Source organism: Azospirillum doebereinerae (assembly GCF_003989665.1).
Classification (GTDB): domain Bacteria; phylum Pseudomonadota; class Alphaproteobacteria; order Azospirillales; family Azospirillaceae; genus Azospirillum; species Azospirillum doebereinerae.
This window is the reverse complement of record NZ_RZIJ01000016.1, coordinates 1-25,093: the sequence shown is the minus strand read 5'-3', so window position 1 is coordinate 25,093 and position 25,093 is coordinate 1. Positions and strand designations below refer to the sequence as shown.

General features: G+C 68.4%; 18 protein-coding genes. 7 read left to right on the top strand and 11 right to left on the bottom strand.

What is annotated here, in order from left to right:
- Positions 1 to 32 precede the first annotated feature (32 nt).
- The gene (locus tag EJ913_RS19080) at positions 33 to 950 is read right to left on the bottom strand and encodes a bestrophin family protein (RefSeq protein ID WP_127000787.1); all 918 of its coding nucleotides are present in this window, start codon (positions 948 to 950) and stop codon (positions 33 to 35) included.
- 148 nt (positions 951 to 1,098) lie between these two features.
- Entirely contained in the window at positions 1,099 to 2,250 is a 1,152-nt protein-coding gene (locus EJ913_RS19075; RefSeq protein WP_127000785.1) for a trans-sulfuration enzyme family protein, read from the bottom strand.
- A gap of 223 nt (positions 2,251 to 2,473) precedes the next feature.
- Between EJ913_RS19075 and EJ913_RS19070 the strand changes: the two genes are divergently transcribed.
- Positions 2,474 to 5,257 carry a hybrid sensor histidine kinase/response regulator gene (locus EJ913_RS19070; RefSeq protein ID WP_185909849.1) on the top strand — a complete coding sequence of 928 codons (2,784 nt, stop codon included), beginning with the start codon at positions 2,474 to 2,476 and terminating at the stop codon, positions 5,255 to 5,257.
- A 19-nt stretch (positions 5,258 to 5,276) separates the two neighbouring features.
- On the opposite strand, the gene EJ913_RS19065 is transcribed toward EJ913_RS19070, so the two are convergent.
- The 3 genes from EJ913_RS19065 to EJ913_RS19055 all read right to left on the bottom strand — a co-directional run bounded on the left by EJ913_RS19065 (position 5,277) and on the right by EJ913_RS19055 (position 8,849).
- Positions 5,277 to 6,347 (bottom strand): AbrB family transcriptional regulator, encoded by a 1,071-nt coding sequence (locus EJ913_RS19065; RefSeq protein WP_127000781.1) that lies wholly within the window; start codon positions 6,345 to 6,347, stop codon positions 5,277 to 5,279.
- A gap of 133 nt (positions 6,348 to 6,480) precedes the next feature.
- Positions 6,481 to 7,845, bottom strand: a complete 1,365-nt coding sequence (locus EJ913_RS19060; RefSeq protein WP_127000779.1) for a globin-coupled sensor protein — start codon at positions 7,843 to 7,845, stop codon at positions 6,481 to 6,483.
- 530 nt (positions 7,846 to 8,375) lie between these two features.
- On the bottom strand, positions 8,376 to 8,849 hold the full coding sequence (locus EJ913_RS19055; RefSeq protein WP_127000777.1) for a hypothetical protein: 474 nt from the start codon (positions 8,847 to 8,849) through the stop codon (positions 8,376 to 8,378).
- Between the two features lie 669 nt (positions 8,850 to 9,518).
- Between EJ913_RS19055 and EJ913_RS19050 the strand changes: the two genes are divergently transcribed.
- The 4 genes from EJ913_RS19050 (at position 9,519) to EJ913_RS19035 (ending at position 12,953) form a co-directional block, all read left to right on the top strand.
- On the top strand, positions 9,519 to 10,217 hold the full coding sequence (locus EJ913_RS19050) for a hypothetical protein (protein ID WP_127000775.1): 699 nt from the start codon (positions 9,519 to 9,521) through the stop codon (positions 10,215 to 10,217).
- A gap of 52 nt (positions 10,218 to 10,269) precedes the next feature.
- Positions 10,270 to 10,851 (top strand): HutD/Ves family protein, encoded by a 582-nt coding sequence (locus tag EJ913_RS19045; RefSeq protein ID WP_127000773.1) that lies wholly within the window; start codon positions 10,270 to 10,272, stop codon positions 10,849 to 10,851.
- 310 nt (positions 10,852 to 11,161) lie between these two features.
- Positions 11,162 to 11,686 (top strand): PAS domain-containing protein, encoded by a 525-nt coding sequence (locus EJ913_RS19040; RefSeq protein ID WP_127000771.1) that lies wholly within the window; start codon positions 11,162 to 11,164, stop codon positions 11,684 to 11,686.
- Positions 11,661 to 12,953, top strand: a complete 1,293-nt coding sequence (locus tag EJ913_RS19035; RefSeq protein WP_127000769.1) for a methyl-accepting chemotaxis protein — start codon at positions 11,661 to 11,663, stop codon at positions 12,951 to 12,953. Before EJ913_RS19040 ends, EJ913_RS19035 begins: the two co-directional genes overlap by 26 nt.
- Here the strand turns inward: EJ913_RS19035 and EJ913_RS19030 are convergent.
- The 5 genes from EJ913_RS19030 to EJ913_RS19010 form a co-directional block, all read right to left on the bottom strand.
- Positions 12,928 to 14,307, bottom strand: a complete 1,380-nt coding sequence (locus EJ913_RS19030) for a GH1 family beta-glucosidase (RefSeq protein ID WP_127000767.1) — start codon at positions 14,305 to 14,307, stop codon at positions 12,928 to 12,930. The two genes, EJ913_RS19035 and EJ913_RS19030, sit on opposite strands and share 26 nt — an antisense overlap.
- A gap of 28 nt (positions 14,308 to 14,335) precedes the next feature.
- The gene (locus tag EJ913_RS19025) at positions 14,336 to 14,671 is read right to left on the bottom strand and encodes an acyl carrier protein (RefSeq protein WP_127000765.1); all 336 of its coding nucleotides are present in this window, start codon (positions 14,669 to 14,671) and stop codon (positions 14,336 to 14,338) included.
- 348 nt (positions 14,672 to 15,019) lie between these two features.
- Positions 15,020 to 16,429, bottom strand: a complete 1,410-nt coding sequence (locus EJ913_RS19020) for an MBOAT family O-acyltransferase (RefSeq protein WP_127000763.1) — start codon at positions 16,427 to 16,429, stop codon at positions 15,020 to 15,022.
- Between the two features lie 69 nt (positions 16,430 to 16,498).
- Positions 16,499 to 17,947, bottom strand: coding sequence for a GDSL-type esterase/lipase family protein (locus EJ913_RS19015; RefSeq protein ID WP_185909848.1), 1,449 nt, complete (start codon positions 17,945 to 17,947; stop codon positions 16,499 to 16,501).
- Between the two features lie 83 nt (positions 17,948 to 18,030).
- A complete protein-coding gene (locus tag EJ913_RS19010; protein ID WP_185909847.1) occupies positions 18,031 to 19,566 on the bottom strand; it encodes an SGNH/GDSL hydrolase family protein in 1,536 nt (511 codons plus the stop codon).
- A 226-nt stretch (positions 19,567 to 19,792) separates the two neighbouring features.
- On the opposite strand from EJ913_RS19010, the gene EJ913_RS19005 reads away from it, so the two are divergent.
- On the top strand, positions 19,793 to 21,145 hold the full coding sequence (locus EJ913_RS19005; RefSeq protein WP_185909846.1) for a M48 family metalloprotease: 1,353 nt from the start codon (positions 19,793 to 19,795) through the stop codon (positions 21,143 to 21,145).
- A 9-nt stretch (positions 21,146 to 21,154) separates the two neighbouring features.
- Here EJ913_RS19005 and EJ913_RS19000 read toward each other — a convergent pair whose 3' ends face one another.
- Positions 21,155 to 22,762 carry a YncE family protein gene (locus EJ913_RS19000; RefSeq protein WP_127000755.1) on the bottom strand — a complete coding sequence of 536 codons (1,608 nt, stop codon included), beginning with the start codon at positions 22,760 to 22,762 and terminating at the stop codon, positions 21,155 to 21,157.
- 399 nt (positions 22,763 to 23,161) lie between these two features.
- Between EJ913_RS19000 and EJ913_RS18995 the strand changes: the two genes are divergently transcribed.
- A complete protein-coding gene (locus tag EJ913_RS18995) occupies positions 23,162 to 24,625 on the top strand; it encodes a DUF3828 domain-containing protein (protein WP_185909845.1) in 1,464 nt (487 codons plus the stop codon).
- Positions 24,626 to 25,093: the final 468 nt, after the last annotated feature.

Sequence of the window (25,093 nt, the reverse complement as noted above, 5' to 3'; positions counted from 1 at the left end):
CGAGCGCCCTCGGGAAAAGGGGGGCTTCCGCGTCAGAGAAGCACCCCGTCGACGGGGAGTTCGGGGGCGGGGGCCGGCTCGCCCAGCAGTTCCATGGCGGAAATCTCGATGCCCCGGCAGAGGGCGTTCAGCGGCAGGTCGTTGGGGTGGGTGTCGAAGGGATCGGCGATCTGGTCGCCCAGCGCGTCCAGCCCGAAGAAGGTGTAAGCCAGCACGCCGACCGCGACGGGCGTGAACCAGCCGATGCTGTCCACCAAGCAGAAGGGCAGCAGGAAACAGTAGATGTGCACCACCCGGTGCAGCATGAGAATGTAGGGGTAGGGGATTGGCGTGCTCTTGATGCGTTCGCAGCCGCCGAAGGCGATGGACATCCGGGTCAACTGCGCGTCGAAGCCGGTCTGGATGACCTCGCCGGCCCCGGCGTTCCGCGCCGCGTCCATGAAGCGCCGGCCGAGCAGGCCGAGCAGCCGGTTGGGGCGGTTGCCGACGCCGTCCAGCGCCTCAAGCGCCGCCGGGTCGAGCAGGCGCCGCGCGTCGGCCCCCGGCGGGTCGCCGCGCAGATGGTCGCGCATCGTGTAGGCGAAACCGACCAACGGGTTCACCAGCTCCAAGCGCTCCGCCCGGTTCAGCTCCGGCAGCAGGCTGGACGCTTGGCGGGTCAGGTTGCGGGTGGCGATCAGCAGCTCCCCCCACAGGGTTCGCGCCTCCCAGAAGCGCTGGTAGGCCACCGTGTTTCGGAAGCCGAGGAAGATCGCCAGCGTCAGGCCCCACATGGTGAAGGGGGTGGCGGTCAGCAGGACCTTGTAATTGTAGACCGTCCCATGGGTCGCCATGACGACCGAGCTGATGAGGATGGTGAACAGCACCTTCTTCCAGATGACCTGGAGGACCGCTCCCTTCAAGGAGAACAGAAGAACGCCGATGGACGGATTTTGAGGGTGGGTGATCATACGGGGGGCGGAGGACAAGTGGTTGAAGACACAGGCTTATCCCAAAGCCCCGTCGTCAAGGCCAGCCATCCGCCGCCGCGCCCGCCGCACGGCTGGACCGCCAAAAGACCGTGGCGGCCCGGTTGGTGCGGGGTGGTTTTCCCTGTCCTCAGCCCGCCGCGCGGTTCAGCGCCCGGTCCAGATCCTCGAACAGGTCGTCGGGCGCTTCCAGCCCGACCGACAGGCGCAGCAGGTTGCCCGGCACCGGGGAGGTCGGCCCCTCGATGCTCGCCCGATGCTCGATCAGGCTCTCCACCCCGCCCAGCGAGGTGGCGCGGCGCCAGACCGTCACCCCGGCGGCGGTGGCGATCGCGGCCGGCGCGCCGGCCTTGACGCGGATCGACAGCATGCCGCCGTAGCCGCCGGTCATCTGGCGCGCGGCGATGCCGTGGCCGGGGAAGCCGGGCAGGCCGGGGTAGAGCACGTCGGACACCGCCGGGTGGGCCGACAGCCGCTCCGCCAAGCCCTGCGCGGCGGCGCTCTGCCAGCGGACGCGGGCGAACAGGGTGCGCAAGCCGCGCTGGAGCAGCCACGCCTCGAAGCTGCCGAGGATGCCGCCCTGCTGGGTCTGCACCGCCTTGATCCGCGCCCAGGCCTCGTCCTTGCGGGCGGTGGTCAGCGTGCCGGCGATCACGTCGGAATGGCCGTTCAGGTATTTCGTCGCCGAATGCATGACGATGTCGGCGCCCAGATCCAGCGGGCGGGTGTGGACCGGCGTCGCCACTGTGCTGTCCACCGCCAGCCGGGCGCCGGCCTCGTGCGCCAGCCCGGCGACGGCGGCGATGTCGGTGACCGTCCACAGCGGGTTGGCCGGCGTCTCGACCCAGACCAGCTTGGTCTCGCCGGGCCGGAGCGCCGCGCGCACCGCGTCGCTGTCGGCGGTGTCGACCCCCTCCACCCGCAGGCCCCAGCGGGTCGCGGCGCCGTGCAGCCAGTTGCGCAGCGCCCAGTACATCACGTCCGGGACCACCACGTGGTCGCCCGGCTCCAGCGCCATGAACACCGCCGTCGCCGCCGCCATGCCCGACGCGAACAGCAGGGTGTCGGCCCCGTTCTCCAGCGCGCTCAGGGTGCGGGCGGCGGTGTCGAAGGTCGGGTTGTCGGCGCGGGCGTAGACCCGGCCCCGGCTGTAGGCGTTGTCGGGGTCGCGGACGTAGGTGGTCGAGGGGTGGATCGGCGGGATGATCGCGCCGCTGTCCGCGTCCTCGTAGCCAAGCGCGCCGGCGGCGACGGTTTCCGGACGGTGTGGATGGTCGGTCATCGCCGGCGGGACTCCAGGAGAGAGTGGGAAAGGGGTCGGGCGAGGATAGCGGGGGCCGTGTCGGGGGCGCAACGCTTGTCCGGCCTTGCGGACGGTCTATCCTTCTTACCGCGCCGCGCTTATCCTACGGCATTGTCAGGCGCGGCGCGGTTTCGCTATGACGGGGCATCCGTCGACGAGGAGAGTTTCCCTGGACCAGAGTGACGCCGCGGACCGGCGGGCCTTGCCCTTCGCCCGGTCCTGGCGCGACAGCCCGGCCGGCGCGCTGGTCGTGGAGTTCGACTGGACGGCGACCAGCCTCGGCCCCATCGCGGGCTGGCCGCAGAGCTTGCGCACGGCCGTCGATCTGGTGCTGGCCTCCCCCATCCCCATGGTGCTGGTGTGGGGACCGGACCACCACATGGTCTACAACGACGGCTACGCGCGGATCGCCGGGGGCAAGCATCCCCGGGCTCTGGGCGGCACCGCCCCCGAAGTCTGGCCGGAGATCCGGGACTGGAACCGCCGGGTCCTGGACAAGGGCTTCCGGGGCGAGAGCCAGAGCTACACCGACCATTTCTTTCTTCTGGAACGCAACGGGACGCCGGAGGAGGTCTGGTGCGACCTGTTCTACGCCCCCGTGCGCGACGAGGCGGGCGCGGTCGCCGGGGTGCTCTGCACCGTCATCGAGACCACCGGCCGCGTCCAGGCGCTGCGCGCCAACGAGCGCAGCGAGGAACGGCTGCGCCACGCGCTCGACATCGGGGTGGCGCTGGGGGTGTGGGACTGGGACATCCCCAACGACCGCTTCCGCACCAGCGCCGCCTGCGCCCGGCTGTTCTCGGTCGATCCGGCCCTGGCGGAGGCCGGGGCGCCGGTGGCCGCCTTCATCGGCGCGATCCTGCCGGAGGACCGCGAGCGGGTCCGGGAAGGGCTGGCCGCCACGCTGCGGACCGGCGCGCCGTTCAGCGCCGAATACCGTCTGGTGGCCGACGGCACGCTGCGCTGGCTGTCCAGCCACGGGCGCTGCGCCATCGGCGCCGACGGCAAGCCGTCGCACGTGTCCGGCATGACGATGGACATCACCGAGCGCAAGACGACCGAGCAGGCCCTGCGCGACAGCGAGCGCCGCCTGCGCCGGGCGCAGGAGGCCGGGCAGATCGGCACCTTCGAGGCGGACATCGCCGGGAACGTCGTGCACGGGTCGGACATGTTCTTCCGCCTGTGGGGGCTGGAGCCGGCCGCCAGCATGCCGATTAGCCGGTTCGAGGGGATGCTGATCCCCGAGGACCGCGACCGCGCCTCCAGCCAGACCAGCCGCGCCCAGGGCAGCGCCGCGCCGGTCACGGAATACCGCATCCGCCGCGCCGACACCGGCGAGGAGCGCTGGCTGGCGCGCTGGGCCGATTTCGTGCGCGACGCTTCCGGCCACCCGGTGCGGCTGGTCGGCACGCTGCACGACATCACCGAGCGCAAGCGGGCCGAACTCGCGCTGCGCGCCCTGAACGCCGAGCTGGAGGACCGCGTCGCCGAACGCACGCGCGAGCGCGACCGGATCTGGGCGGTGTCGCAGGACCTGCTGGGCGTCGCCGACGACCAGGGCGTCCTGCTGAGCGTCAACCCGGCCTGGAGCCGGACGCTGGGCTGGCCGGAGTCGGAGATCGTCGGCCGGCGGTCGACCTGGATGGAACACCCCGACGACCGGGACAAGACCCACGCGGAGCTGGGCAAGCTGGCGGCCGGCGCCCGCACGCTGAATTTCGAGAACCGCTTCCTGTGCAGCGACGGCTCCTACCGCTGGTTCTCCTGGACGGCGGTGCCGGAAGACGGCCTCTTCTACTGCGTCGCCCGCGACATCACCGCCGAGAAGGAGCACGCCGCCGCCCTGGAGCGCGCCCACGAGCAGCTGCGCCAGAGCCAGAAGATGGAGGCGGTCGGGCAGTTGACCGGCGGCATCGCCCACGACTTCAACAACCTGCTCCAGGCCATGTCGGGCTGCCTCCAACTGATCGGGAAGCGGGCGGGGCAGCAGCCCGGCGTCGCCCCGCTGCTCGACGCCGGGCGGCAGGCGGTGGACCGGGGGGCGCGGCTGGTCCAGCAGTTGATGGCCTTCGCCCGCAAGCAGAGCCTGCACCCCGAGCCCTTCGACCTGCGCGACCGGCTGCTCGGCATGAACGGGCTGCTGGAGCGGGCGTTGCGCGCCGACATCCATCTGACGATGGAGATCGGCGGCGGGTTGTGGCCGGCGGTGGCCGATCCGACGCAGTTCGAACTGGCGGTGCTGAACCTCGCCGTCAACGCGCGCGACGCCATGCCGACCGGCGGCCGGCTGAGCGTCGCCGCCGACAACGTCACCCTGTCGGGGGAGCGGCCGGACGGGCTGTCCGGCGATTTCCTGCGGGTGCGCATCGCCGACACCGGCACCGGCATGCCGCCGGAGGTGGTGGCCCGCGCCTTCGAGCCCTTCTTCACCACCAAGGAGGTCGGAAAGGGCACCGGGCTGGGGCTGTCGCAGGTCTACGGCTTCGCCCACCAGTCCGGCGGCGCGGCAATGGTGGAAAGCACGCCCGGACGCGGCACCGCCGTGACCCTGCTGCTGCCGCGGGCGGCCTGCGCCGCCCTGTGCGAGGCGGTGGTGGAGAAGGCCGCGCCGGAGGGGCGCGGCGTCCGCATCCTGCTGGTGGAGGACGACCCCGTCGTGGCCCCGGTGGTGACGGCGGCGCTGGAGGACATGGGCTACGCCGTCGCCCACGCGGTGAGCGGCTACGAGGCCCTGACCCGGCTGCGCGGTGGCGAGCCGGCGGACCTGCTGTTCAGCGACGTGGTGATGCCGGGGACGGTCAGCGGCGTCGAGCTGGCGCAGGAGATGCGCAGCCTGCGCCCCGGCCTGCCGGTCCTGCTGACCACCGGCTACAACGAGAACGTCGCCGGGATGGAGGGCTTCCGCGTCCTGGCCAAGCCCTACCGCATCGAGGAGCTGGCCGCCGCCATCGAGGCGGAGTTGGCCGCGCACCCAACGGCGCCGTGAGCGGCCTCCCTGCGGGCGGTCAGGCGGTGCGGCGGTCCGCCGGGCGCACCGCATAGCGCGCGATCAGGCGGGCGATGGGCGGGCCGGTCAGGACGACGACGAACAGCCGCAGGGTCTGGAGCGCCAGCACCAGCGGCAGGTTGACGCCGCCGCCCAGCGCGATCACCACCACCGAATCCAACCCGCCGGGGCTGGTCGCCAGATAGGCGGTCAGCGGGTCGGTCGGCAGCAGCGTCACCAGCATCCAGGCCGACACCGCGCAGAGCGCGATCATCAGCCCGGTGGACAGCAGCATCTGCGGCAGCGCGCGGAAGGCGTGGCCCAGAACCTCGCGGGTGAAGCGCAGGCCGATGCTCCAGCCCAGCACCGCGTAGGTGACGGTCAGCAGGGCGTGCGGCAGTTGCAGGGTCACCCCGCCCACCGCCTGCACCAGCGCCCCCGCCACCATCGGCGCCAGCAGGGCGCCGGACGGCACGCGGAAGCGGTGGCCGGCCCAGCCGGCGATCCCGGCCACCGCCAGCGTCGCGGCGAAGCCTGTCAGATCGAGCGAGGCCACCGATTCCGCCGTCACCGGCAGCGGGGCGCGGCCGTCCATCAGGATGTGGGTGACGATCGACGCGCTCAGCACCACCAGCACGACGCGCAGATACTGCATCACCGCGACCAGCCGCGCGTCGGCGCCGTACTGCCCGGCCATGGCGACCATGGCGGCGGCGGCGCCGGGCGACACGCCCCAGGCGGCGGTGGTGCCGGGCAGGCTGCCGTAGCGCACGAAGACGAAGCCGACGACGGCGCTGACCAGCACGGTGACGCCGACCGTCCCCAGCATCAGCGGCCAGTTCTGCAGGATGGTGACCAGGATCGCGGGGGTGACGGCGTGGGCGACCAGACAGCCGATGATGGCCTGCGCGCCCAGGAAACCGCTGTTGGGCACCCGCACCGTGGCGCCGCCCACCCCCAGCGCGATGGCCGCGACCATCGGGCCGATCAGCCAAGCGGCGGGCAGGGCGACGGCGTCCAACCCCAGCGTCAAACCGGCCGACAGCGCGAGCAGCCCCGCCCATTGCCCGGCGGCCTTCATCCACCCCATTCCGACACCTTGTTCGCCCTGCGGATCATCGAGGGCCGCATGGTGCCCGTCCGCTCCCGCCCGCGTCCAGCCGTTCGGCCGGTCCGGCGCGTGGCGGCTGCCATGCGCTGGGCGGGCGGGAAAGCGGAGACGGCTAGCGGGCGGCGCGGATGCGGGTCAGGAAGTCGCCGACGCTCCGGCTCAGCGTGTCGGCCTGCCCGTGCAGCAGCCCGGCGGACTGGAGAACCTCCTGCGCGATCCCGCCGGTCTCGGTCGAGGAGCGGGTGACGGCGCCGATGGAGGTGGTGACCCGGCGTGCGCCGACGGCGACCTCCTGCACGTTGCGGGTGATCTCCTGGGTGGCGGCGGTCTGCTCCTCCACCGTGGCGGCGACGCTGGTGACGATCTCGTTGATGTGGGTGATGGTCTTGCCGACCCCCTGGATCGCCTCGGCGGCGCTGGCGGCGGCGTTCTGCATGCCGGCGATCTGGGCGCCGATGTCCTCCGTCGCCTTGGCGGTCTGGTTGGCGAGGCTCTTCACCTCGGTGGCGACGACGGCGAAGCCCTTGCCCGCCTCGCCGGCGCGCGCCGCCTCGATGGTGGCGTTCAGCGCCAGCAGGTTGGTCTGGCTGGCGATGTTGTTGATGAGGCTCACCACCTCGCCGATCCGCTGCGCGGCGTCGACCAGCCCGCTGACCGTGCCCTTGGTCCGCTCCGCCTCGGCCACCGCCGCGCTGGAGATGCGCGAGGATTCGTTCATGTTGCGGCTGATCTCGCCGATGGAGGCCGACAGCTCCTCCGACGCGCTCGCCACGGTCTGCATGCTGGAGGAGGCCTCCTCCGTCTCCGACGCGACCTGGGTGGACTGCCGGCTGGTGGCCGAGGCGATGTCCGTCATGCGCTGGGCGTGCGTCTGCATCTGGTTGGAGGCGGCGACCGTGCTCTCCACGATGGCCTTGACGCTGCTCTCGAAATTGCCGGCGAGCCGTTCCATGGCGGCCCGTTTGCTGTCCTCCTCGGCCGTCTGGTAGGTCTCCAGCAGCAACTCCAGGTCGAGCCACGTCACGCGGGTCAGCGCGCCCAGCATCGCCGCACGGGTCCGCCGCGCGCCGCTGCCCAGCAGCCCGCCGATCATCCCGCCGCTCCCGTCCTCGGTCAGCCCCAGCTCACGCACGATGCCGGTGCTGACCGTGGCGTGGCACAGCGCCACGGCGTAGGCGGGGACGCCGTTCTTGTAGAAGGCGGTCGCCAGACGCTTGGCCGACTCCTCGAAGCCATCGTCGATGCGGCCGGACGCCGCGCGGGTCCAATGGTCGACGCGGGCGGCGTGGACCTCCGGCAGCATCAGCGCCGCCTGGATTTCCGGCCAGCTGGCGAACAGCCGGTGCCAGTCCGCCAGCAGGGTGGGAAGGCGCCGCTCCGCGAAGTCGCGGTTGCCGCGCAGCAGGGAGAGGTCGTCGGCGGTGATGTTGAAGGTGGCGAGGCGTCTGGCCTGCCCGTTGGTCGACACGACACTCATCTCTTGACCACCTCTTCGCGAAGTCTTGACGCAACGATGTTGGAGAACCCGGCACCATTTCCGCGACGGCCGGGCCGTTTGGCGGCCCGGTCATAACGGAGTATGATGCTCAACTATTGAAGCATGCATTTTGCAGCGAAAAAAGTGTAATATTTCGGCAATTTGTATCGGAGACGCGCCGTTTGTCTTGCGGTGCGCCGATGCAACGCAAATCCATGCAAAGTCTTGGCGTTACTGAGCCGCACCGGAGGCGCGACGCTGGTGTGGTCTCGTGCGCAAGCCCGCACTGCGATGCCGGTTGAACGATGCCGCACACGGAAACGTGGAAAACGACGATGGCTTTATGGGAGGTTCGGTTTCCGGCGGCGGCGCTCCACCCCCCTGCCTTCAAGAAAACACGCTGGCCTCCTGATAGAAAAAGCTGAAGAGGGAAACGCCACAGGACACGGATGAGCAAGGATAGCCGCGGATGGTGTCGTCCTTCCATCCGTGGATACCCTTACAGCGGCTCAAGCGACCGTGACCGGGGCCTATGCGCTCCACGACAGCGTGACGCCGACCTCGCCCGGCATGCCGTCGGGAAAGCTGATGATCTCGACGGCGATGTGAAAGCCGGACGCTTTCAGGTTCGCGTCCCAGAACTCGTAGAACTCCCGCGCCATGCCTTGCAGTGTGTCGGGCCAGCCGTCTTCCCGCACGTTGATCTTCCGCCCGTGATCGGTGCACCAAGCGCTCGGGAAATGGCCGAGAAGCAGCTCGGACTGGCCGTTCTCGGCGGCGGTGCGGACCCGCCGCATGATGCGGTCGACGACCTCGGGCGTCAGCTTCCGCGAGAAGAACAGGTCCTTGCGGTGCTTTTCCTCCTCGTCCAGAAGCGCCCGCTCCCTGGCTTCCTCGGCCGCCTTCAGCCGTTTCCGCTCCTCGGTGAGGCTGCGGATGTCGGCGGCCGAGGGGATGCCGAATGCGTTGGCGCTTGAGGCGGGCGCGATGTCGTCTTGCGGCATGGGACAATCCTTATCGAAGCGGCGCGTGGTCATCCGCCGCATGGTTTGCCCGTGCAAGCCGGCGTCGGCGCCACCTTTGGAGTTCGTTGCACATGAGGCCGGTGGCGTGGCTATGCAAGGTTCGGCGGACCCGCCGCAAAGCCCTTGGCAACCCGCCGGGGCCGCGCTATGGTTCCGGTCATGCGACACGCGCTTCTCACCGCTCCGTCGGGTTCGTCCCGATATTTTGGCCGCTGGTTTCCGCCGGCGGCCTAGGATCGCGCACGCTTGTTGCTCCATCCCGAAGCCGCCCGGACCCCGAGGCGGCTTTCGTGTTGTGTGACCCCTTTACAGCGGTGCATCGACCAAAGCGATCAAGGGATCTCCGGGTGGCCTCATCAGCCAGACGAGGTTTTCCCCATGTTCGATTTCGACGTCGTGACCGGTCCCACCCAGCCGCCCCAGTCCCAGGCCAGCGAACCGGCCCCCTCAGCGCCGCCGGCCGCCGAGCCCCAGACGAAGGAGTCCACGCAGCCGTCGTGAGCCTGCGTGGCGACCCACGCCGCGATCCGTAAAATTTTTCCGTTTTCCGCGCAGGAGGCCCCAGCGTCGTTCGTATACCGTTGTGCAGGGATGCCCTGCGGGACGGGGGCGGCGGGCCTTCTGTCGGAACGGAAGGGATGACGGGCCATGGCCGACGATGCGATCTCCAGCGTCAGCTCGATGGTTTCGAGTCTCAACGCCTCGATCACCAACGCGGTGTCGGCCCTCCAGGCCCAGCAGGCCGCCGCATCGACCGACGAGATCAAGACCTACGAGAAGTCGGTCAAGAAATCCTCGCTGACCAACTCCGGCGCCGCGACCGACATCGGCATCCTCGCCAAGAACACCACCCGCCTGAACGTCGCCAGCACGCTGGCCGCCAACGACAGCGTCGATTTCTACAAGTTCAAGGTCACCAGCAAGGGCGAGGCGACCCTGGGACAGGTCGGCGACGACGGCGTGCGGGTGCAGTTGATGTCCCGGCTGGGCACCGTGCTGGCCGACAGCAACAAGGACTCCGGCGGCGACTACGAGAAGTACCAATCCCTGCAACGGGGCGAGTTGACGCTGGACAAGGGCGACTACACCCTGCGGATCACCCGCGACAAGGGCGAGTCGGCGAACACGGACAAGAACTACGCCCTGCAGCTCGTCATGGGCAGCTACAGCCAGGATTACGACACCGTCGCCAAGCAGCCGACCAAGGGCGAAAGCCCCTTCCAGATGTCCACCGCGCAGCAGTCGATGCTGGACGGGCTGAACACGGCGATCAGCTCGGCGAACTCGATCACCTATGGCCAGACCGGCACCGAGAAGCTGATGGGCAGCTTCAGTCTGTTCGTCTGACCCGTCGGGATGCTATGACGCGCCGTCCGCCCGCCGCCGGAGACGCGCCGTCATGCCGCCTGTCCTCACCTTGCTGACCCCCGCCGATGGGCGCCGCGTTCCTTGGCGCAACGGCCTCGGCCTGACGACGGAAATCGCGCTCGAAGCCGTGGACGGCGGCCGGTTCCTCTGGCGCGTCAGCGTTGCCGACGTGGCGGCGGCCGGCCCGTTTTCCGCCTTTCCCGGTTACGACCGCCTGATCGCCGTGGTGGAGGGGCCCGGCATGCGTCTGACCGTCGACGGGGCCGCCCCGGTGGAGCGCCGCCGGATGGAGTCGGCCTTCGCCTTCCCCGGCGAGGCGGCGGTGGACTGCACGCTGCTCGGCGGGCCGATCCGCGACTTCAACCTGATGCTCGACCGCGCCACCGCCAAGGGGGCGGTGACGATGCTGGCGGGGCCGTTGGCGCATGCCGCCGAAGCCGACGCGGTGCTGGTCCACGCGCTGGCCGGAACCCTGACGGTGACGGCGGCGGAGGGCGGGGAGGCCATCGCCGTTCCCGCCGGCTACAGCGTTCTCGTGCGCGGCGGCGCCGCCACCGTCACGGTCCCGGAGGACGGCGAGGGCGTGTGCGCCGAGGTGTGGCGGCGCGGCTGAGGGCGGCCGGGTCCGGAACCCGACACGGGAGTCGAGGCCGCGTTTTGTCGCATAGCCGACTTGTCACGGGCCGGGTGTTCGCGGCCTTACACCATGGCGTGGCTGTGGTTCGTACACGCTTCCACAACCCGGACTATCGTTCGGGTGCGTCTCGCGTCCAGCGCACTGATTTTGCTTGGGATGGTGCGGGTTGCGATGGTCGTTCCCGGTGACGGCCCGCCGGATGGCGTTCCCGCGGGATCCTGGCATGGTTCCTGCTGCTTTCCGCCGTGATCGACCAGGATCGGCGGGCAGCGAAGGGGACACGCCCATGCTTCACACAGGCGTCCACCTGACCGGCCGGGAACGAACCTTCCCGCCGGACGAGATCATCGTCAGCAAGACCGACCCCAAAGGCCGCCTGACCTACGTCAACGACGTCTTCCTGGAGGTCGCCGGCTACACCGAGGCCGAGCTGATCGGCAAGTCCCACAGCGTCATCCGCCACCCGGCGATGCCCCGCACGGTCTTCCGCCGGCTGTGGGACACCATCCGGGGTGGCCGCGAGATCTTCGCCTACGTCAACAACCGGGCGAAATGCGGCGACCATTACTGGGTGCTGGCCCACATCACGCCCAACCTCGCGGCGGACGGCGGCGTCGCCGGCTACCATTCCAGCCGCCGCTCCCCGCGCCGCGCCGTGCTCGACGTCGTCGGGCCGCTTTACGACCGCCTGCGCGCGGCGGAACTCCAGGCGGGCGACGGCGCCGCCGGGATGGCCGCCGGCGCGCGCCTGTTGGACGACATCCTCGCCGGGGAGGGCGTGAGCTATGAAGAGTTTGTCCTCGGTCTCTAGGGCCGTCGCCGCCGCCTGGGCCCTGCTCGGCGTGCTGGCCGTCCTGTTGGCGGTTTCGGCGCTCCGGCAGGACTGGCCGGTGGCGGTTCTGGCGGCGCTCGCGTTTCTCCCCGCGCTGGCCGGCCTGCATTCCCTGAAACGGGCGGGCGCCAGCATCGACAAGGCGATGGCGGTCTGCGAGGCGGCGGCGCGGGGCGACCTGTCGGTGCGGGTGATGGGCATCCGGGGGCACGGCAACATCGGGCGGATGCTGCGCAACGTGAACCGGCTGCTCGACCTGACCGAGGCCTTCTGCAAGGAGGCCGACGCCGCCATGCAGCACGCCAACGAGCGGCGCTATTACCGCAAGATCCTGACCACCGGCCTGCGCGGCGACTTCGCCCGCCACGCCGCCACCATCAGCCAGTCGCTCGACCGCATGAAGGAGCGCGACGCCGAGGCGCTCCGCTTCGCCGAGCAGAACGTCCGCCGCGTGCTGCTCGGCGTGTCGGGGGCGGTGACGCAGCTGCGATCCAACGCCGAACAGCTGGCCTGCAACGCCGACGCCGCCGTGCGCGACGCCGTCGCGGCGGCGGCGGGGGCGGAGCGCGCCTCGGTCAACGTCCAGGCGGTGGCGGCGGCGACCGGGCAGCTGGCGGCCTCCTTCGACGAGATCAACCACCAGACGGCGGCGGCGACCAGCGTGGCGGGCGACGCGGTGTCGATGGCCCTGCGCACCGACCGCACCGTCGGCGAGCTGTCCGAGGCCGCCGACCGGATCGGCGGGGTCGTCGCGCTCATCCGCGAGATCGCGGCGAAGACCAACATGCTGGCGCTCAACGCCACCATCGAGGCGGCCCGCGCGGGCGAGGCGGGCAAAGGTTTCGCGGTGGTCGCCAACGAGGTGAAGGGCCTCGCCGCCCAGACCGCGCGGGCGACCGACGAGATCGCCGCCCACGTCCACCGCATGCGCCGCGTCGCGGACGGGGCGGGGGAGGCGATCCGCGCCATCGGCAGCACCATCGCCAGCATCGAGCAGACCTCCACCGCCGTGGCCGGCGCGGTGCAGCAGCAGAACGCGGTGACCGGCGACATCGCCGGCAACGTGTCGGACGCCGCCGCCGGGGCCGGGGTCGTGATCGCCGCCATCTCCACCGTCCAGCGCGCCGCCGAGCGGACCAACGGCGTGGTGGGCGAGATCAACGCGGCGACCGGCGAGCTGTCGCAGCAGGCCCTCGCCCTTCAGGAGCAGATCGACGCCTTCATCGCGCGGGTGCGGGCGGCGTGACGGCGCCGGTCGTGGCGCTGCCGCCTTGCCGCGCCGCGCGGATCAGGTCGGCGTACCAGCGGGCGGAATCCTTGGGCGTGCGCGTCCCCGTCGGGAAATCGACGTGGACGACGCCGAAGCGCTGGCCGTAGCCGCTGCCCCATTCGAAATTGTCCAGCAGCGACCAGACGAAATAGCCGCGCACGTCGGCGCCCCGCGCCATCGCGTCGCGCATCGCGGCGTTGTAGATGGTCAGATAGGCGATGCGGTGCGGGTCGTGGACGGCGCCGTCCGACGCCACCACGTCGCTGCCGCCGCAGCCGTTCTCCGTCACCACGATGGGCAGGCGGTAGCGCGTCTGGATGGTCAGCAGCTCGTCGCGGAAGGCGTCGGGGAAGATGGCCCAGCCGACGCCGTGGGTCGGGGAATCCGGTGGCGCGTCGCCCCAGCCGTAGCCCCAGACCCGCGACGGGTCGGCCTTGGCGAAGATCGGCCCGTAGTGGTTCAGCCCGAACCAGTCGACCGGCCGGGCGATGCGCGCCATGTCGCCGGGTTGGACGTGCGGCTCGATCAGGGCGGCGGTCTGCGGCGGGTAGTGGCCGAGGATCTGCGGGTCGCAGAAGACGAGGTTCCAATGCTCGTCCAGCAGGGCCGCCGCCGCGCGGTTCTCCGGCGTGTCGGTTTCGGGGATCACGGCCTGCCGGTTGTGAATCGCCCCGATGGAGGCGCCGGGCACCAGATCGCGCAGCACCTCCACTCCCGCGCCATGGGCGAGGTTGGCGTGGTGGATGGCGCGCAGGTGCTGGGTGCGGTCGACGATGCCGGGCGCCGCCCAGGGGATCGCGTAGCCGAACAGGGTGAAGACCGAGAACTCGTTGAAGGTGATCCAGCGCTTGACCCGGTCGCCGTAGCGCTTGGCGCAGAGCGCGGCGTAGTCGGCGTACCAGCCGACGCTGTCGCGGCTGGACCAGCCGCCCAGATCGTGCAGCGCCTGCGGCAGGTCCCAGTGGTAGAGGCAGAGCCACGGCTCGATGCCGCGTTCCAGCAGCCGGTCGATCAGCCGGTCGTAGAAGTCCAGTCCCGCCTCGTTCGGCGCCCCCCGCCCGCGCGGCAGCACGCGCGGCCAGGAGACCGAGAAGCGGTAGGCATCCACCCCCAGCCCGGCCATCAGCCCGACATCCTCCTCCCAGCGGTGGTAATGGTCGCAGGCCACGTCGCCGGTGTCGCCGTTCACCACGCCCCCTTGCGTGCGGCAGCGGGTGTCCCAGACGCTGGGGCCGCGCCCGTCCTCGGCCGCCGCGCCCTCGATCTGGTAGGCGGAGGTCGAAACGCCCCAGACGAATCCGGGCGGATAGGGGGAGGTGGGGGCGGTCATGGGCATCCTTCCGGCGGGCGGGTCCGCTTCAGGCGATGGCGTTGACCGCCCGGCAGCGGCCCTCGAAGGCATCGGAGATGAATTCGGGCCGCTTGTAATAGCCCTTCATCCAACTCGCCAGCAGGCACAGCTCCTCCAGCTTGACCAACTCGTCCAGCGTGCCGCCGGGGAAGCTGACCTCGAAGCTTTCGGCGATGTATTCCAGCACCTGCTCGACCTGCTCGATGGACAGGCCGATGTCGGTTTCCAGGGTCGCGTTGCGGGTCAGCAGCGTTTCGTCGATGCCGTACTCGTCGCGGATGAGTTTCACGATCCAACGGAACATGTGCATCCAGTTGGAAACGCCCTCGATCGATTTGCTCATCTCGACACTCGCTCAGGGTCCCGGCGGATGGGTGGCGCTGGAGGCTGTAAGAGGTAGGCCGAACGGCAAGGACTATACACGAGCGGGCGTTAAGAAAAACCTGGGATCCTCATCCACCCAGGGTGAGGCATGGCGAAAAAACGCGCCGTGCTTGCCGCCGGCGCAGCTCCCTTCGACCGCGACGGCAAGGGCGCGCCAGCACCCCTGTCCAAGTCCCCGCCGCTTCGGCCAGTGCGTCCTCGACATGAACGATCCACCGGGGCTGCCCAATAATCCCAACGTCCCATCCCTCCCAAGTGCCCTTACGACCTCATTTTCATAGGTGTCTTGAACGGATCCGAACAACGCTCAGAACTGGAAATAAATGAAGGGCGCCATTCCTTCCGGTCCCAGCAGATCGATCACATAGATGCTTATGGCGAACATCGCGCCGACCACCGCGCCAGGCCAGCGCTCCAGACGCCGGACGAAGCGCGGCAACCAAGCGTCGGCAGGAAGCTGCTGCCCCAGAAGGACCATCGCGATCAGAGCGAGCGTATAGGGTGTCGCCTGTCGTATCGGCCCTTCCACCGGATCCCACAGGGCAAGAATGAAGCTCTCCGCCGCCTCCAGCGTCGGGCTGCGGAACAGGATCCAGCCGAGACACACCACATGGAAGGTGAGAATCCGGGAGAGCAGAAGGCCGGGCAGGCTGGTGGAGCCCGGCCGGTGATCGAGCACCCGCTCAAGCGCCAGTCCCACGCCGTGCAGCAGGCCCCACAGCACGAAGGTCCAGTTCGCCCCATGCCACAATCCGCCCAGCAGCATCGTCAGCATCAGGTTGCGCAGGGTGCCGAGGCGTCCGTTCCGACTGCCCCCCATCGGCGTGTAGAGATAGTCCCAGAGCCATCGCGACAATGAAATGTGCCAGCGGTGCCAGAATTCGCGCAGGGACGCCGCCCGGTACGGCCTGTCGAAGTTGTTCGGAAAGCGGAATCCGAGAAGCGCCGCGATGCCGATGGCCATGTCGGTGTATCCGCTGAAGTCGCCATAGATCTGGACGGCGTAACCATAGGCGGCCAGCACCAGGTCGCCCCGCGAGAACGCCGCCGGATCGGCGAAAACCGGATCGACCAGCGTCGTTCCGATCACACCCGCCACGACGACCTTCTTGATGAACCCCATGGCTATGAGCGTGAGCGCCCATGTGGTGCGAAGGCGTTCCTTATGAACCGGCGCTTTCAACTGCGGCAGGAAATAGGCCGCCCGAATGATCGGGCCGGCGACCAGATGGGGAAAAAGGGCGATGTAGAGCAGCAGGTCGATGAAGGAATCGGCCGAAGCCACCCGTCCGCGATGGATGTCGATCACGTAGGACAGGCAATGAAAGGTGAAGAAGGAAATCCCGACCGGAAGCGCGACGCCCAGCAACGGCGGGGCGGCTGGAATTCCCAGCGCCGCGAGCAGATCGGCCACGCTTTCGGCGAAGAAATCGTAATACTTGAACAGGCAAAGGACGGCGAGATTGGCGACGACCGCCACACGCAGCCAGATGTCCTTCCGGCGCCCCTCCGCACGGCCGATCATCGCCCCCATGACGTGGTTGACGAGGGCCATCCCGACCAGAAGCGGGACGAAACGGATCTCCCAGATCCCGTAAAAGAAAACGCTGGCGACCGCCAGGAACAGCTTGTGCGCTGTCCAGTGCCCACGCAGCAGCCAGCCGACGGTGAAGACGATCAGGAAGAAGATGGCGAACTCGGCCGTGGGGAAAAGCATGAATCGGTGTTCTGATCCGGTGGGCGTGCGGGATGGAGGAAACCGGTTCCGGTCCGATGGCGCGGCGCGCTAGCGGAGGCATTGGATGGAGCCGTTCAGATACACCGTGCCGCGACAGTCCGGGAGGCGGATCGGCCCCGGCTTCCCCCTGGCCGGAGGAGGCGCCTGGTGCAGTTCCATGATGTCGTTGAACAGCGCCTCGGCCGCCATCCGGTACCCCTCCGCACGGAAATGAACATGATCCGGCGCGGCGAGCGCCGGGGTCGCCTTGCCCCAGTCATGGGTGCCGCACGCTCCTCCCATCACCGCCGACCAGTCCCAGAAGGCGGCCCCGGCCGACAGCGCCTCGCTCCGCTGGATGGTTCGTACGGTCGCGAGTTCCGGGGGGGGATACCAGGCACAGCTCCCGCTCTGCGGCCGGACGGAGGCGCAGCTTGCGGTGGCCTCGGGCGGACAGCCCTTGGGGAGGCGGTTGGCGTCGGGCGGTCCGATCACGAGAATCGACGCCCAGGGTGCTTGGCGCCTCAGAACGGCCAGACGCTCGCGGAAGGCGGTCCGGTAATCATCGGCGGACAGGCTGGCGTTGAAGCCCTCGTTGGTGCCGAAGGCGAGGATGATCAACTCCGGCCGCAGCGCCTGAAGCTCGGCGGCGACGGTCGGTTCGTGCCAGCGCCGCATCAGGGTGGCGGTCGCGCCGATCACACCATGGCTTTCATACAGAATGCCCTTGTTCCCGCCTTTCAGCGAGACGCGGAGCAGGGTGACGCGGCCATCCCCCTTCGGGCTGAGGGTGATGGTTCGGGCCGGCTGCGCAAGCGGCACCGGGACCACGACTCCCGTTTCGCGCGGCCCCTTGGTCGGCACGCTGCGGACCGGCTTGCCGTCCGCCTCCACCAGCAGGGTGCCGCCCGCAGGACCGGCGGCCAAGGTGAGGGAAACCGCCGTCACCGGCGCATCGCCTTTGCTTTCGAAGGACAACGCGTTCCCCGGCTGCGCCGACGTCGCCTGGAAGCCGCTGAAGCCTACGATGTCGCCGCTCTTCACCTCCAGCCCGCCGGACACCGTCCAGCTCTGCGGTCCCAAGGTGACGGTCGGGGAGTAAAGTCCCTTGTAGGACGGTCCGGGGGGGAAGCCGCCGGGGCCGGCGTCGCCGAAACGCCCCTGCAGCAGGGTGCGCAAGGCTCCGCTGAAATGGTTGCCCGCCGTGTGGCTGTCGCCGATTTGCAGGATCTGGACCGTGCCGCGCGGAGCGCGCTCCAGCTTCGTCAGCGCCGCCATGAAGGTGGCCAGGCCACGCTGGCCGCCGGCCAAGCGCCCGGTGTCCTGCCCATGGCCCTTCTCGGCCACGGGGGGCGTCCGGGAACCGGAAGGCCGGTCGGCCGCATGGGCCGGCAACGCCGCGAACAGCGCCACGGCCGCAACCGCCCACAATCCGGCCGGCAAGCCCGCAAGCTTTCCGGCGGCGCAGGCCGAAGCCGATCCATGGGCGGGTCGTCCGGTGTGAAGGAAGTTGATCAAGGTTGGCATCCATGGCTGAGCGGCGAACATCCGGCTTGGTCGATTCCAGCATCCCCGGCCATCGCGAGGATGACGAACGCGCGTCACCGCCGGTTCAACTGCGGCCGCAGCGCCGGAAGGACCTGACTCGCGATCCATTCATAGCCGCGTGGGCTGAAATGGATGCCGTCGCCGCTGCGCAGCTTCCAGGAGCGTTCGCCCGCCCCCTCCCAATAGAGGGAATAGCGGCCGTTGCGGTCGGCGGTCAGCCGTTCGAGGTCGATGAAGGAAAGGCCCGACTCGACCGCCGCCTGCCGGTAAATGCCGTTGAGGAACACCACGTTCTGCGCGTAGGGTTCGTCACGCATGACAGGCAGTCCGACCCAGACCAGCGGGATGCCCCGGCTGCGGAAGCGCCCGATCGTTTCGCGCACCCGCCGCGCGTAGGCGGCGTTCCAGGCCGGGGTGTGGAAAGCGTCGCGCCTGCGCCGGTCCTCATGGACGAAGCCCTGCGGATCGTTGGCGCCGAGCAGGACCACGGCCGCATCCACCCGCTCCGTGCGGAGAATGCGCTCAAGCTCCTGGCCCCAATCGAAGAAGTCGAGCCGGCTGAGGCCCGTCGAGACGCGCCCATGGTTCAGCACCTGGACATGGTCGGCCCGCAGCAGGCGCGTCAGTCCCGGTCCCAGCCCCTGCGCCAGCGAATCGCCGAACACCAGAACCGTCCCGCGGCTCTGACCGGCGGCCGCACTCCCGACCGCAGGCTGCGGCTGGACGGCGGGCGTCCTTGCGCCCTCCCTCGCGCCCTCCCTCGCGCCCTCGACCCGTGCCCGCGGAGGGGGTGGTTTCGGCGGCGGAGGCGCGGCGGGTTTTCCGGACACGGGAAAAACGGTGGCGGCCGGAGCCGCCGCGGCGGAAGGAGGCGCCATGGCGAGAACCGGCTTGCCGTCCTCGTCCGACGGAACGGCGCCGGCGGTCGGAATGGCGATGGGAGCAAGCGGTTCGCCGTCCTCCGCCGGGGCGGAGGCTCCGGCTTCGGCGATCGGAAGCGACCCGTCGGGTAAACGTGCCGGTCCGCCGGGCTGGAGCGCCGGGTCGGATCCGTCGGACCGCGTGGCGCCTTCCGCCATGCCGACACCCGATGCGGGCAACCGTCGGCCCTTGACGGCATCGGCCGTCGCGCGCGCCTGCCGGGTCACGGATCCGACCCCCAGACGCTCGGCCTGATCGTTCAGGAATTGCGAGGCGGCCAACGCCGAGTCGCCGGCCGGTCCGTCTTCAAGCCCCAGCGCCCAGGACGTCAGGGCCGGCGTGTTCAGGGCCGCGAGCATCATCGCGGCGGTGAACAGAGTGACCGCCGTACGCCGCACGGACCAGCCGATCGGCGTGCGGCCGTCGGCTTCGAACATATCCACCAGATAACGGCGATGCTCCCGTTCCCCCGCATGCTTGCGGTAGAGCAGAACGCGGAGTTCCGAGGCGGTGTGATGATCACGCCGAAGCAGCCAATTCCGCCGCAGCACCTCGGTGTCGCCGGTGCGAAGCACCTCCTGCCAGGTGTCGCCGTCCAGCCCCTCGATCGCGTAGACCAGACTCGGCTCCTCGGCCGACACCGGTTCGGCGTCTGCGAATTTCGACAAAGGGACTTTTCTCCAACGTCGGGGGAGGGAGCGGCGCCCGGTGTCAAGAAAGCGGGCGATGGAATCGCGGGGTGGGGGGCGGGCCGCTTTCCCGTTCATTCCTTTGCATCCCGTCTTCCCAACGCTCCGTTCAAGGACCGGATGAGCGGCTCGACCCAACTTCCGGTAAAAAATCTTATTACAAGACGATGCCATTTCCACTCAAATGGCGAGTCGACTCCGAAATTTGATTTATCTCAATGATCATGCATTCCACAGTCGCATTTTGAGGGTGAATTATCCTTTTGCCATTGATTTTTTTGATTTCTCCAGAAAAATTCAACCTCCAGGCGTCAAGGCCGGCCTGCAACGGCGCCCGTACAATCGAGGAACGACCATGCGCTTTCCTGCCGTCGCTGCGGCGCTGCTCGGCTCATCCCTTCTTCTTTCCGGCTGCCTCACGGACGGGCTTTCAACGGCTGCCGGCTCCTTCATGCAGGCCGCGACGGTGAGCGACGACGACATGGCGCAGATGGCGGCGGAAGGCATCGTCGAGTTGGATGCGACCAACCGCATCGCGCCGCCGCAAAGCCCCTACACCAGACGTCTTGCGGATCTGACGCGCAGCTACCGGACGGTGAACGGGCGTTCGCTGAACTTCATGGTCTACATGAAGCCGGAAATGAACGCCTTCGCGATGCCGAACGGCAGCGTCCGCGTGAATTCCGGACTGATGGACGCGATGACCGACGACGAGTTGAAGTTCGTCATCGGGCACGAGATCGGGCACGTCGCGCAGAACCACGCGAAACGGAAGTTCCAGATCGCCTACGCCACATCCGGCGCCCGGCAGGCGGTCGCCTCGCAGGGCGGCAAGGCCGGCAATCTCGCCGCCGGCCAGTTGGGCGGCCTGCTGGAGGAGGTCGTCAAAGCCCAGTTCTCCCAGGCGGAGGAAACGGAGTCCGACGAATACGGCCTCAATGTCGCTGTGCAGGCCAAGGCACGGCCCGAAGCGGCGGTCAGCGCCCTGCGCAAGTTCGGGGACGGCCGTTCGCCGGACATGATGCGGCAACTGCTCGCCAGCCACCCGGCTCCCGAGGCCCGTGCCGAGCATTTGCGCACCCTGATCGCCGGGAATGGCGGAGCCGTACAGATCGCCATGGCACCGCCCCCCACCCAGGCTCCGATCCAGGGGGCCGCCACCGGGGCGGACCCCGCCTCCCACACTCCCATGGCCGATCGCGTGGAGGCCGCTCCCATCGCAGCCACCGCAAAACCCGGCCACCCGCTGCGGCTTCGGCCGGAGGAGGGGCGGCAGCGTCCCGCCGCCGCAACGGCGCAGGCACGCCGGGACCATGGCGGCGTCTTCGTGCATCTGGCTTCCTACAACGACGACGGCTTCGTGGATCGCGTGATCGCCCAGAATCGCGACAAGGCCTGGCTGCGCGGGCATGACCTGTCGGCGCGCCGGGTCCAGCTCAGCGCGAAGGGGACCGTTGTCCGGTTGATGGCGGGCGGCTTCGGTTCGCTGGACGACGCAAGGCGCTTCTGCGGTGATATCCGCGGTTCCTGGACGTATTGCCAGCCGGTCGGACGGTGATGGGCCGGCTCACCGCCGCATCGGCTGGCAATAGCGCCCGGCGGCGCGGAACGGCCGGCACACCGCTTCGGCGGCGGCGGCGGTCGGATAGCCTTGGATGACCACGCGCTGCCAGCTCTGCCCGCTCTTCGGGTCGGTCACGCCCATGATGCTGAAGACATTGGCGCCGAAGGGCGTTTTCATGAGCGCGCGGACAGCCGTTTCCGCATGCACCCGATCCCGGTAGGATTCGAGGTGGATGAAGTAGGCCTCGCCCGCCGGGGGGCTGCCGGCGGTCGTCACCGACGCGGGCGCGGGAACGCGGCCGGGAGCAGGAGCAGGAGCGGGCACGGGCGCGATCCGCACGGCCGCGGCCGATGCGGCCGGCTCGGGCCATTGCGGGGCGGCCGGCGGCTGGACCGGCGGCGCGGCGGGCGGAGCGAAGGCTTTTTGCGATGGGCCGGGAGCGCCGGACAGCGAGTAAACGCCGACCCGGTGTCCGCCCAAACCGTTCATCCCCTGGCTGGACACCAGCAGAAGGTCTCCCTTCACGTCGAGGCCGACCGGATAGGGGGCCGCACCGGCATATTCCACGCCGGTGAGGTCGAGGTTCATCCGCGCGATCATTTTGGAATCGTGCAGAGCCACATAGATCTTGTCGTCCGCGACCTTGATGGTGCGGGCGCCCCCGCCGACATGCGAGGCCGCGACGGTGAGCGGGCTGTTCTGCTCGATGTGAGCCACCAGATTCCGCAACCCGATCCGCGACACGGTGCCGGAGACGTTCGAGCTGATGTACAGGGAGTCGCCGTGGACGACCAGATGCCGCGGCGTCGGCGGCACCTGCGTGATGACCTTGACCAGCCGCAGCGTCTTCACGTCGACGACCGCAAGCCCGCCGCCACCCATGCGGGCGACGACGAGGTAATCCGTCCCGGGAAGAAAGACGGTGCCGCGCAGGCACAGGCCGCAGGTCCGGTCACGGTTGCTCCCCGGCCGGACGGCTGGCGGCGGCCCGATCTCCACGGTTCCGATGCGGCGGACGGCCAGAGGATCCCGGATGTCGTAAAGCTCGACCTTGTTCTCCCCCCAAAGGGTCACGGCAAGCTGGCTGCTCGCGGCATCAGCGGAAATCGCCTTTGGAATGTTGCCGGTGGGAAAGCTGTGAACGATCCGGTCCGTTTCCGTGTCGATCTGCACGAACATCGACGGACCCGTCGCGTGGGTGTCCCGGTTCATGCGGTAGTACGTCACCCAGAGATACCTGCCGCCATGGGTGAACCAGCCTTCGACCGGCTTTCCGAAGTCGTTGCCGGCGCTGTGCGCGATCGTGGCGGTCTTGGTCAGCGTCGCGGCGTCGTAGACCAGGGTTTTCCCGGCCTCCAAGGCGTTGATGTAGAATTTCGGCAGGACCGGGTGGAACAGCACCGATTTGGGGGAGATGACCTCGCGGTCCGTCAGGGCGCCAGCGAAGGGGCTTATTTCCGCGACCTTCAGGAAGGGTGGCGACGCCCAGGCCGGCGTCGGCAGGCTTGACGGTGACAGACCCGCAAGGATGACCGGAAGAAGGCCATGGAGAATGTTGCGCGGCCTCGCGGCGGACGGCTTTGCGGAACGGCGGGACGCGGAAAGGGTCATGTCGGATGGAAACCGCAGGGGAGCATGGCGGCCAATCCGCTCTCATCGAGTTCGGTCGGCGCGGGGCGACCGGACCCTGGCGTGTTCTGCATGGCGTCCGCTTGGGTCTCTGGTTTGCGCCGCTGCCGGCCACTCGGCTTGCGGTCGTCAATCGTGATTATCACAATACCAGCGTGCCGATGCCCTTGCATTCTTGTCGCATCCGGGAAAATGAGGCACCAAGTCGCCCTGTGGTCGCTCCGATGGTGCCGGCTCGGCTTCTGCCGCGTCAACCTGACCAGGGGAGCAAGGTTTGGCGGTGCTTGGCCGGGCAGCGTTGGGTGAAAAAGTGATTGCCAAGGTGGTTCTGATCGGCATTGACCCGGCCATAGGCTCGACTTGTCGCCGTCCTGGTGAGTGGTGGAAATCGTGGTGAATGAAAAATCAAAATACAAGCTTCGAATTTGGCAAGATAAAATCGACCTTGTCATCCGCGCTTCGGCGCTGGAGGAGGCGGCTGACCTTGCCCGCCGCTTGAGCCGACAAGAAGGTGACCTTACATTGATCGTCGAGACATGGGATCCCTCGGCGTTCACCTGGAATCCCTGTGACACGATCCAGGTACCCGGTCGTGGAGTCGACACGAAGGCCGCGAGCGGCGGGACAGCCGCGAGGTCCCGGTTGCGCGGGCTCGCCACCGTGGGTGTTGCCGCCGTCATCGGCGCGCTGGTCGGTGGTGGCGCTCTGTATTCCGGTCTGCCTGGGCGCATGGAGCCGGAGTTGACAGCCGTGCCGGTCCAGCCTTCTCCGCCGGCGGAACCGGTTGCCAAGCCCGACGCCGCTTCGCGCGGGATGCTGTGGCTGCCAAGCGGCGCCGATTTCGAAGCGATGGCCGCCGATGTCGGGGCGGCGGACGAGGAGAACCACGGGATGGAAGGGCCGTGGGCGTTGCCGGGCGGCGTCATCGCGGCCTACTGGGGGCAATGCGGCGGTTCCGGCTGCGTTTCGAAGGGCTGGACCTTCGTCCAGTTCCAACCCGATGGGCAGACGAAACGGTCGGAAAGCGTCTCCGCCCCGGACAACCAAGTCCCCAAGGCCATCGGTCAGGCCATCCATCTCAACGGCGCCAATGAGAATGGACGCTCCTCCGTGTGGATGTTCCAGGACGGTGTGCTGCGCAAAGCGTCGGAGCCAATCCCCATGACGAAATTGTCCGACGAGACCTGCAGAAGCTATCACGGCCTGATTGAACGGGAGTGCGCCCCCAGCAAGGCCTGCGCGGATGCCACCGGCGCGATGTCCAATGCCGGCTCGCGGGATCTCCAGTGGATCCAGGACACTTGGCCGGCGCGTGGAGTGATCTTTGAAAAGATGTGCGAGTCACAATGCCGCCGGAGGCCGGTGACGTTGGCCCAATTCGCCAAATCCTTTTGCCAGATTCCACCGGATCCCGCCATTGAGCAGCTTTTCCGTAAGATCTACGCCACCTACGTCGAATCATCCGACAAGGAGCCATATCCGCAATTCAATCGGCTTTCGGATATGCGCGAGGTCTTTTCCGAAGACATTGTCAAGGCGCTTCAATGGGATGCTGAAAACAACAAAGGGGATGTCGGGACTTTCGATTTCAATTTTTTCATTGCCGGGCAAGATTGGGAGTTGAGGAAAATCCCCACCTTTTCCATTGAAATGCTGGACTCTCAAAGAGCCAGCGTTCTGGCTGAAGGCATCAACGACCTGATCGGACCAAAATCAAAAATTGAGTTTTCCATGATCCAGACCGCCTTGGGCTGGAGAATCAACAACATACGTTGGCCAAAAATTACTTCGGATTTGATGACGACGATCCGGACGATCCGGAAACCGGGCAAAAGCACGCTGTGACCGACTTCGGTGCGCAGCTTGGCTGGGGACGGACTTCTGCCCTGCTGATTGATTGGCCGAAGTTCCAGTATGCCCGAGCCCGACCTTGGCCATCAGCCGCTGAAAGCCAAGTCGTCCGGCGATGGATCCATCGGAGCAGCCGAGATCATCGTCGATAACCGCACCCCCCGGCCGGGCCCAGGGTTAGCAATCGCGAAGCCGAAGCGGGCGGCGAATCTGACTTGGGTCAGATCGAGCTTGGCGCGGATGCTGCGGACGTTGGCGCTGCCGGGAGAATGCATCCAGATCTGCAAGGAACCATAAATTGTACGATGAACTTATTGATTTTATTGAGAAATATGGAAAAACTGGAATCATAAAGTGTCTCACTGGAACCATAAAATGGTCCCTTAGAGCACCTAACAAAAGGGTGTTTTGGCTGTTAAGGGGCTATGGCACGCCCCCTCGTCCCGGATCGGCTTTGGTCGA

Excerpts from the sequence above, each read along its gene's own strand:
- EJ913_RS19000 (WP_127000755.1), bottom strand. The coding sequence starts at position 22,762 with ATGACCCTTTCCGCGTCCCGCCGTTCCGCAAAGCCGTCCGCCGCGAGG.
- EJ913_RS19055 (WP_127000777.1), bottom strand. The coding sequence starts at position 8,849 with ATGCCGCAAGACGACATCGCGCCCGCCTCAAGCGCCAACGCATTCGGC.
- EJ913_RS19030 (WP_127000767.1), bottom strand. The coding sequence starts at position 14,307 with ATGACCGCCCCCACCTCCCCCTATCCGCCCGGATTCGTCTGGGGCGTT.
- EJ913_RS19020 (WP_127000763.1), bottom strand. The coding sequence starts at position 16,429 with ATGCTTTTCCCCACGGCCGAGTTCGCCATCTTCTTCCTGATCGTCTTC.
- EJ913_RS19075 (WP_127000785.1), bottom strand. The coding sequence starts at position 2,250 with ATGACCGACCATCCACACCGTCCGGAAACCGTCGCCGCCGGCGCGCTT.
- EJ913_RS19035 (WP_127000769.1), top strand. The coding sequence starts at position 11,661 with ATGAAGAGTTTGTCCTCGGTCTCTAGGGCCGTCGCCGCCGCCTGGGCC.
- EJ913_RS19080 (WP_127000787.1), bottom strand. The coding sequence starts at position 950 with ATGATCACCCACCCTCAAAATCCGTCCATCGGCGTTCTTCTGTTCTCC.
- EJ913_RS19040 (WP_127000771.1), top strand. The coding sequence starts at position 11,162 with ATGCTTCACACAGGCGTCCACCTGACCGGCCGGGAACGAACCTTCCCG.
- EJ913_RS19050 (WP_127000775.1), top strand. The coding sequence starts at position 9,519 with ATGGCCGACGATGCGATCTCCAGCGTCAGCTCGATGGTTTCGAGTCTC.
- EJ913_RS19065 (WP_127000781.1), bottom strand. The coding sequence starts at position 6,347 with ATGGGGTGGATGAAGGCCGCCGGGCAATGGGCGGGGCTGCTCGCGCTG.
- EJ913_RS19045 (WP_127000773.1), top strand. The coding sequence starts at position 10,270 with ATGCCGCCTGTCCTCACCTTGCTGACCCCCGCCGATGGGCGCCGCGTT.
- EJ913_RS19025 (WP_127000765.1), bottom strand. The coding sequence starts at position 14,671 with ATGAGCAAATCGATCGAGGGCGTTTCCAACTGGATGCACATGTTCCGT.
- EJ913_RS19060 (WP_127000779.1), bottom strand. The coding sequence starts at position 7,845 with ATGAGTGTCGTGTCGACCAACGGGCAGGCCAGACGCCTCGCCACCTTC.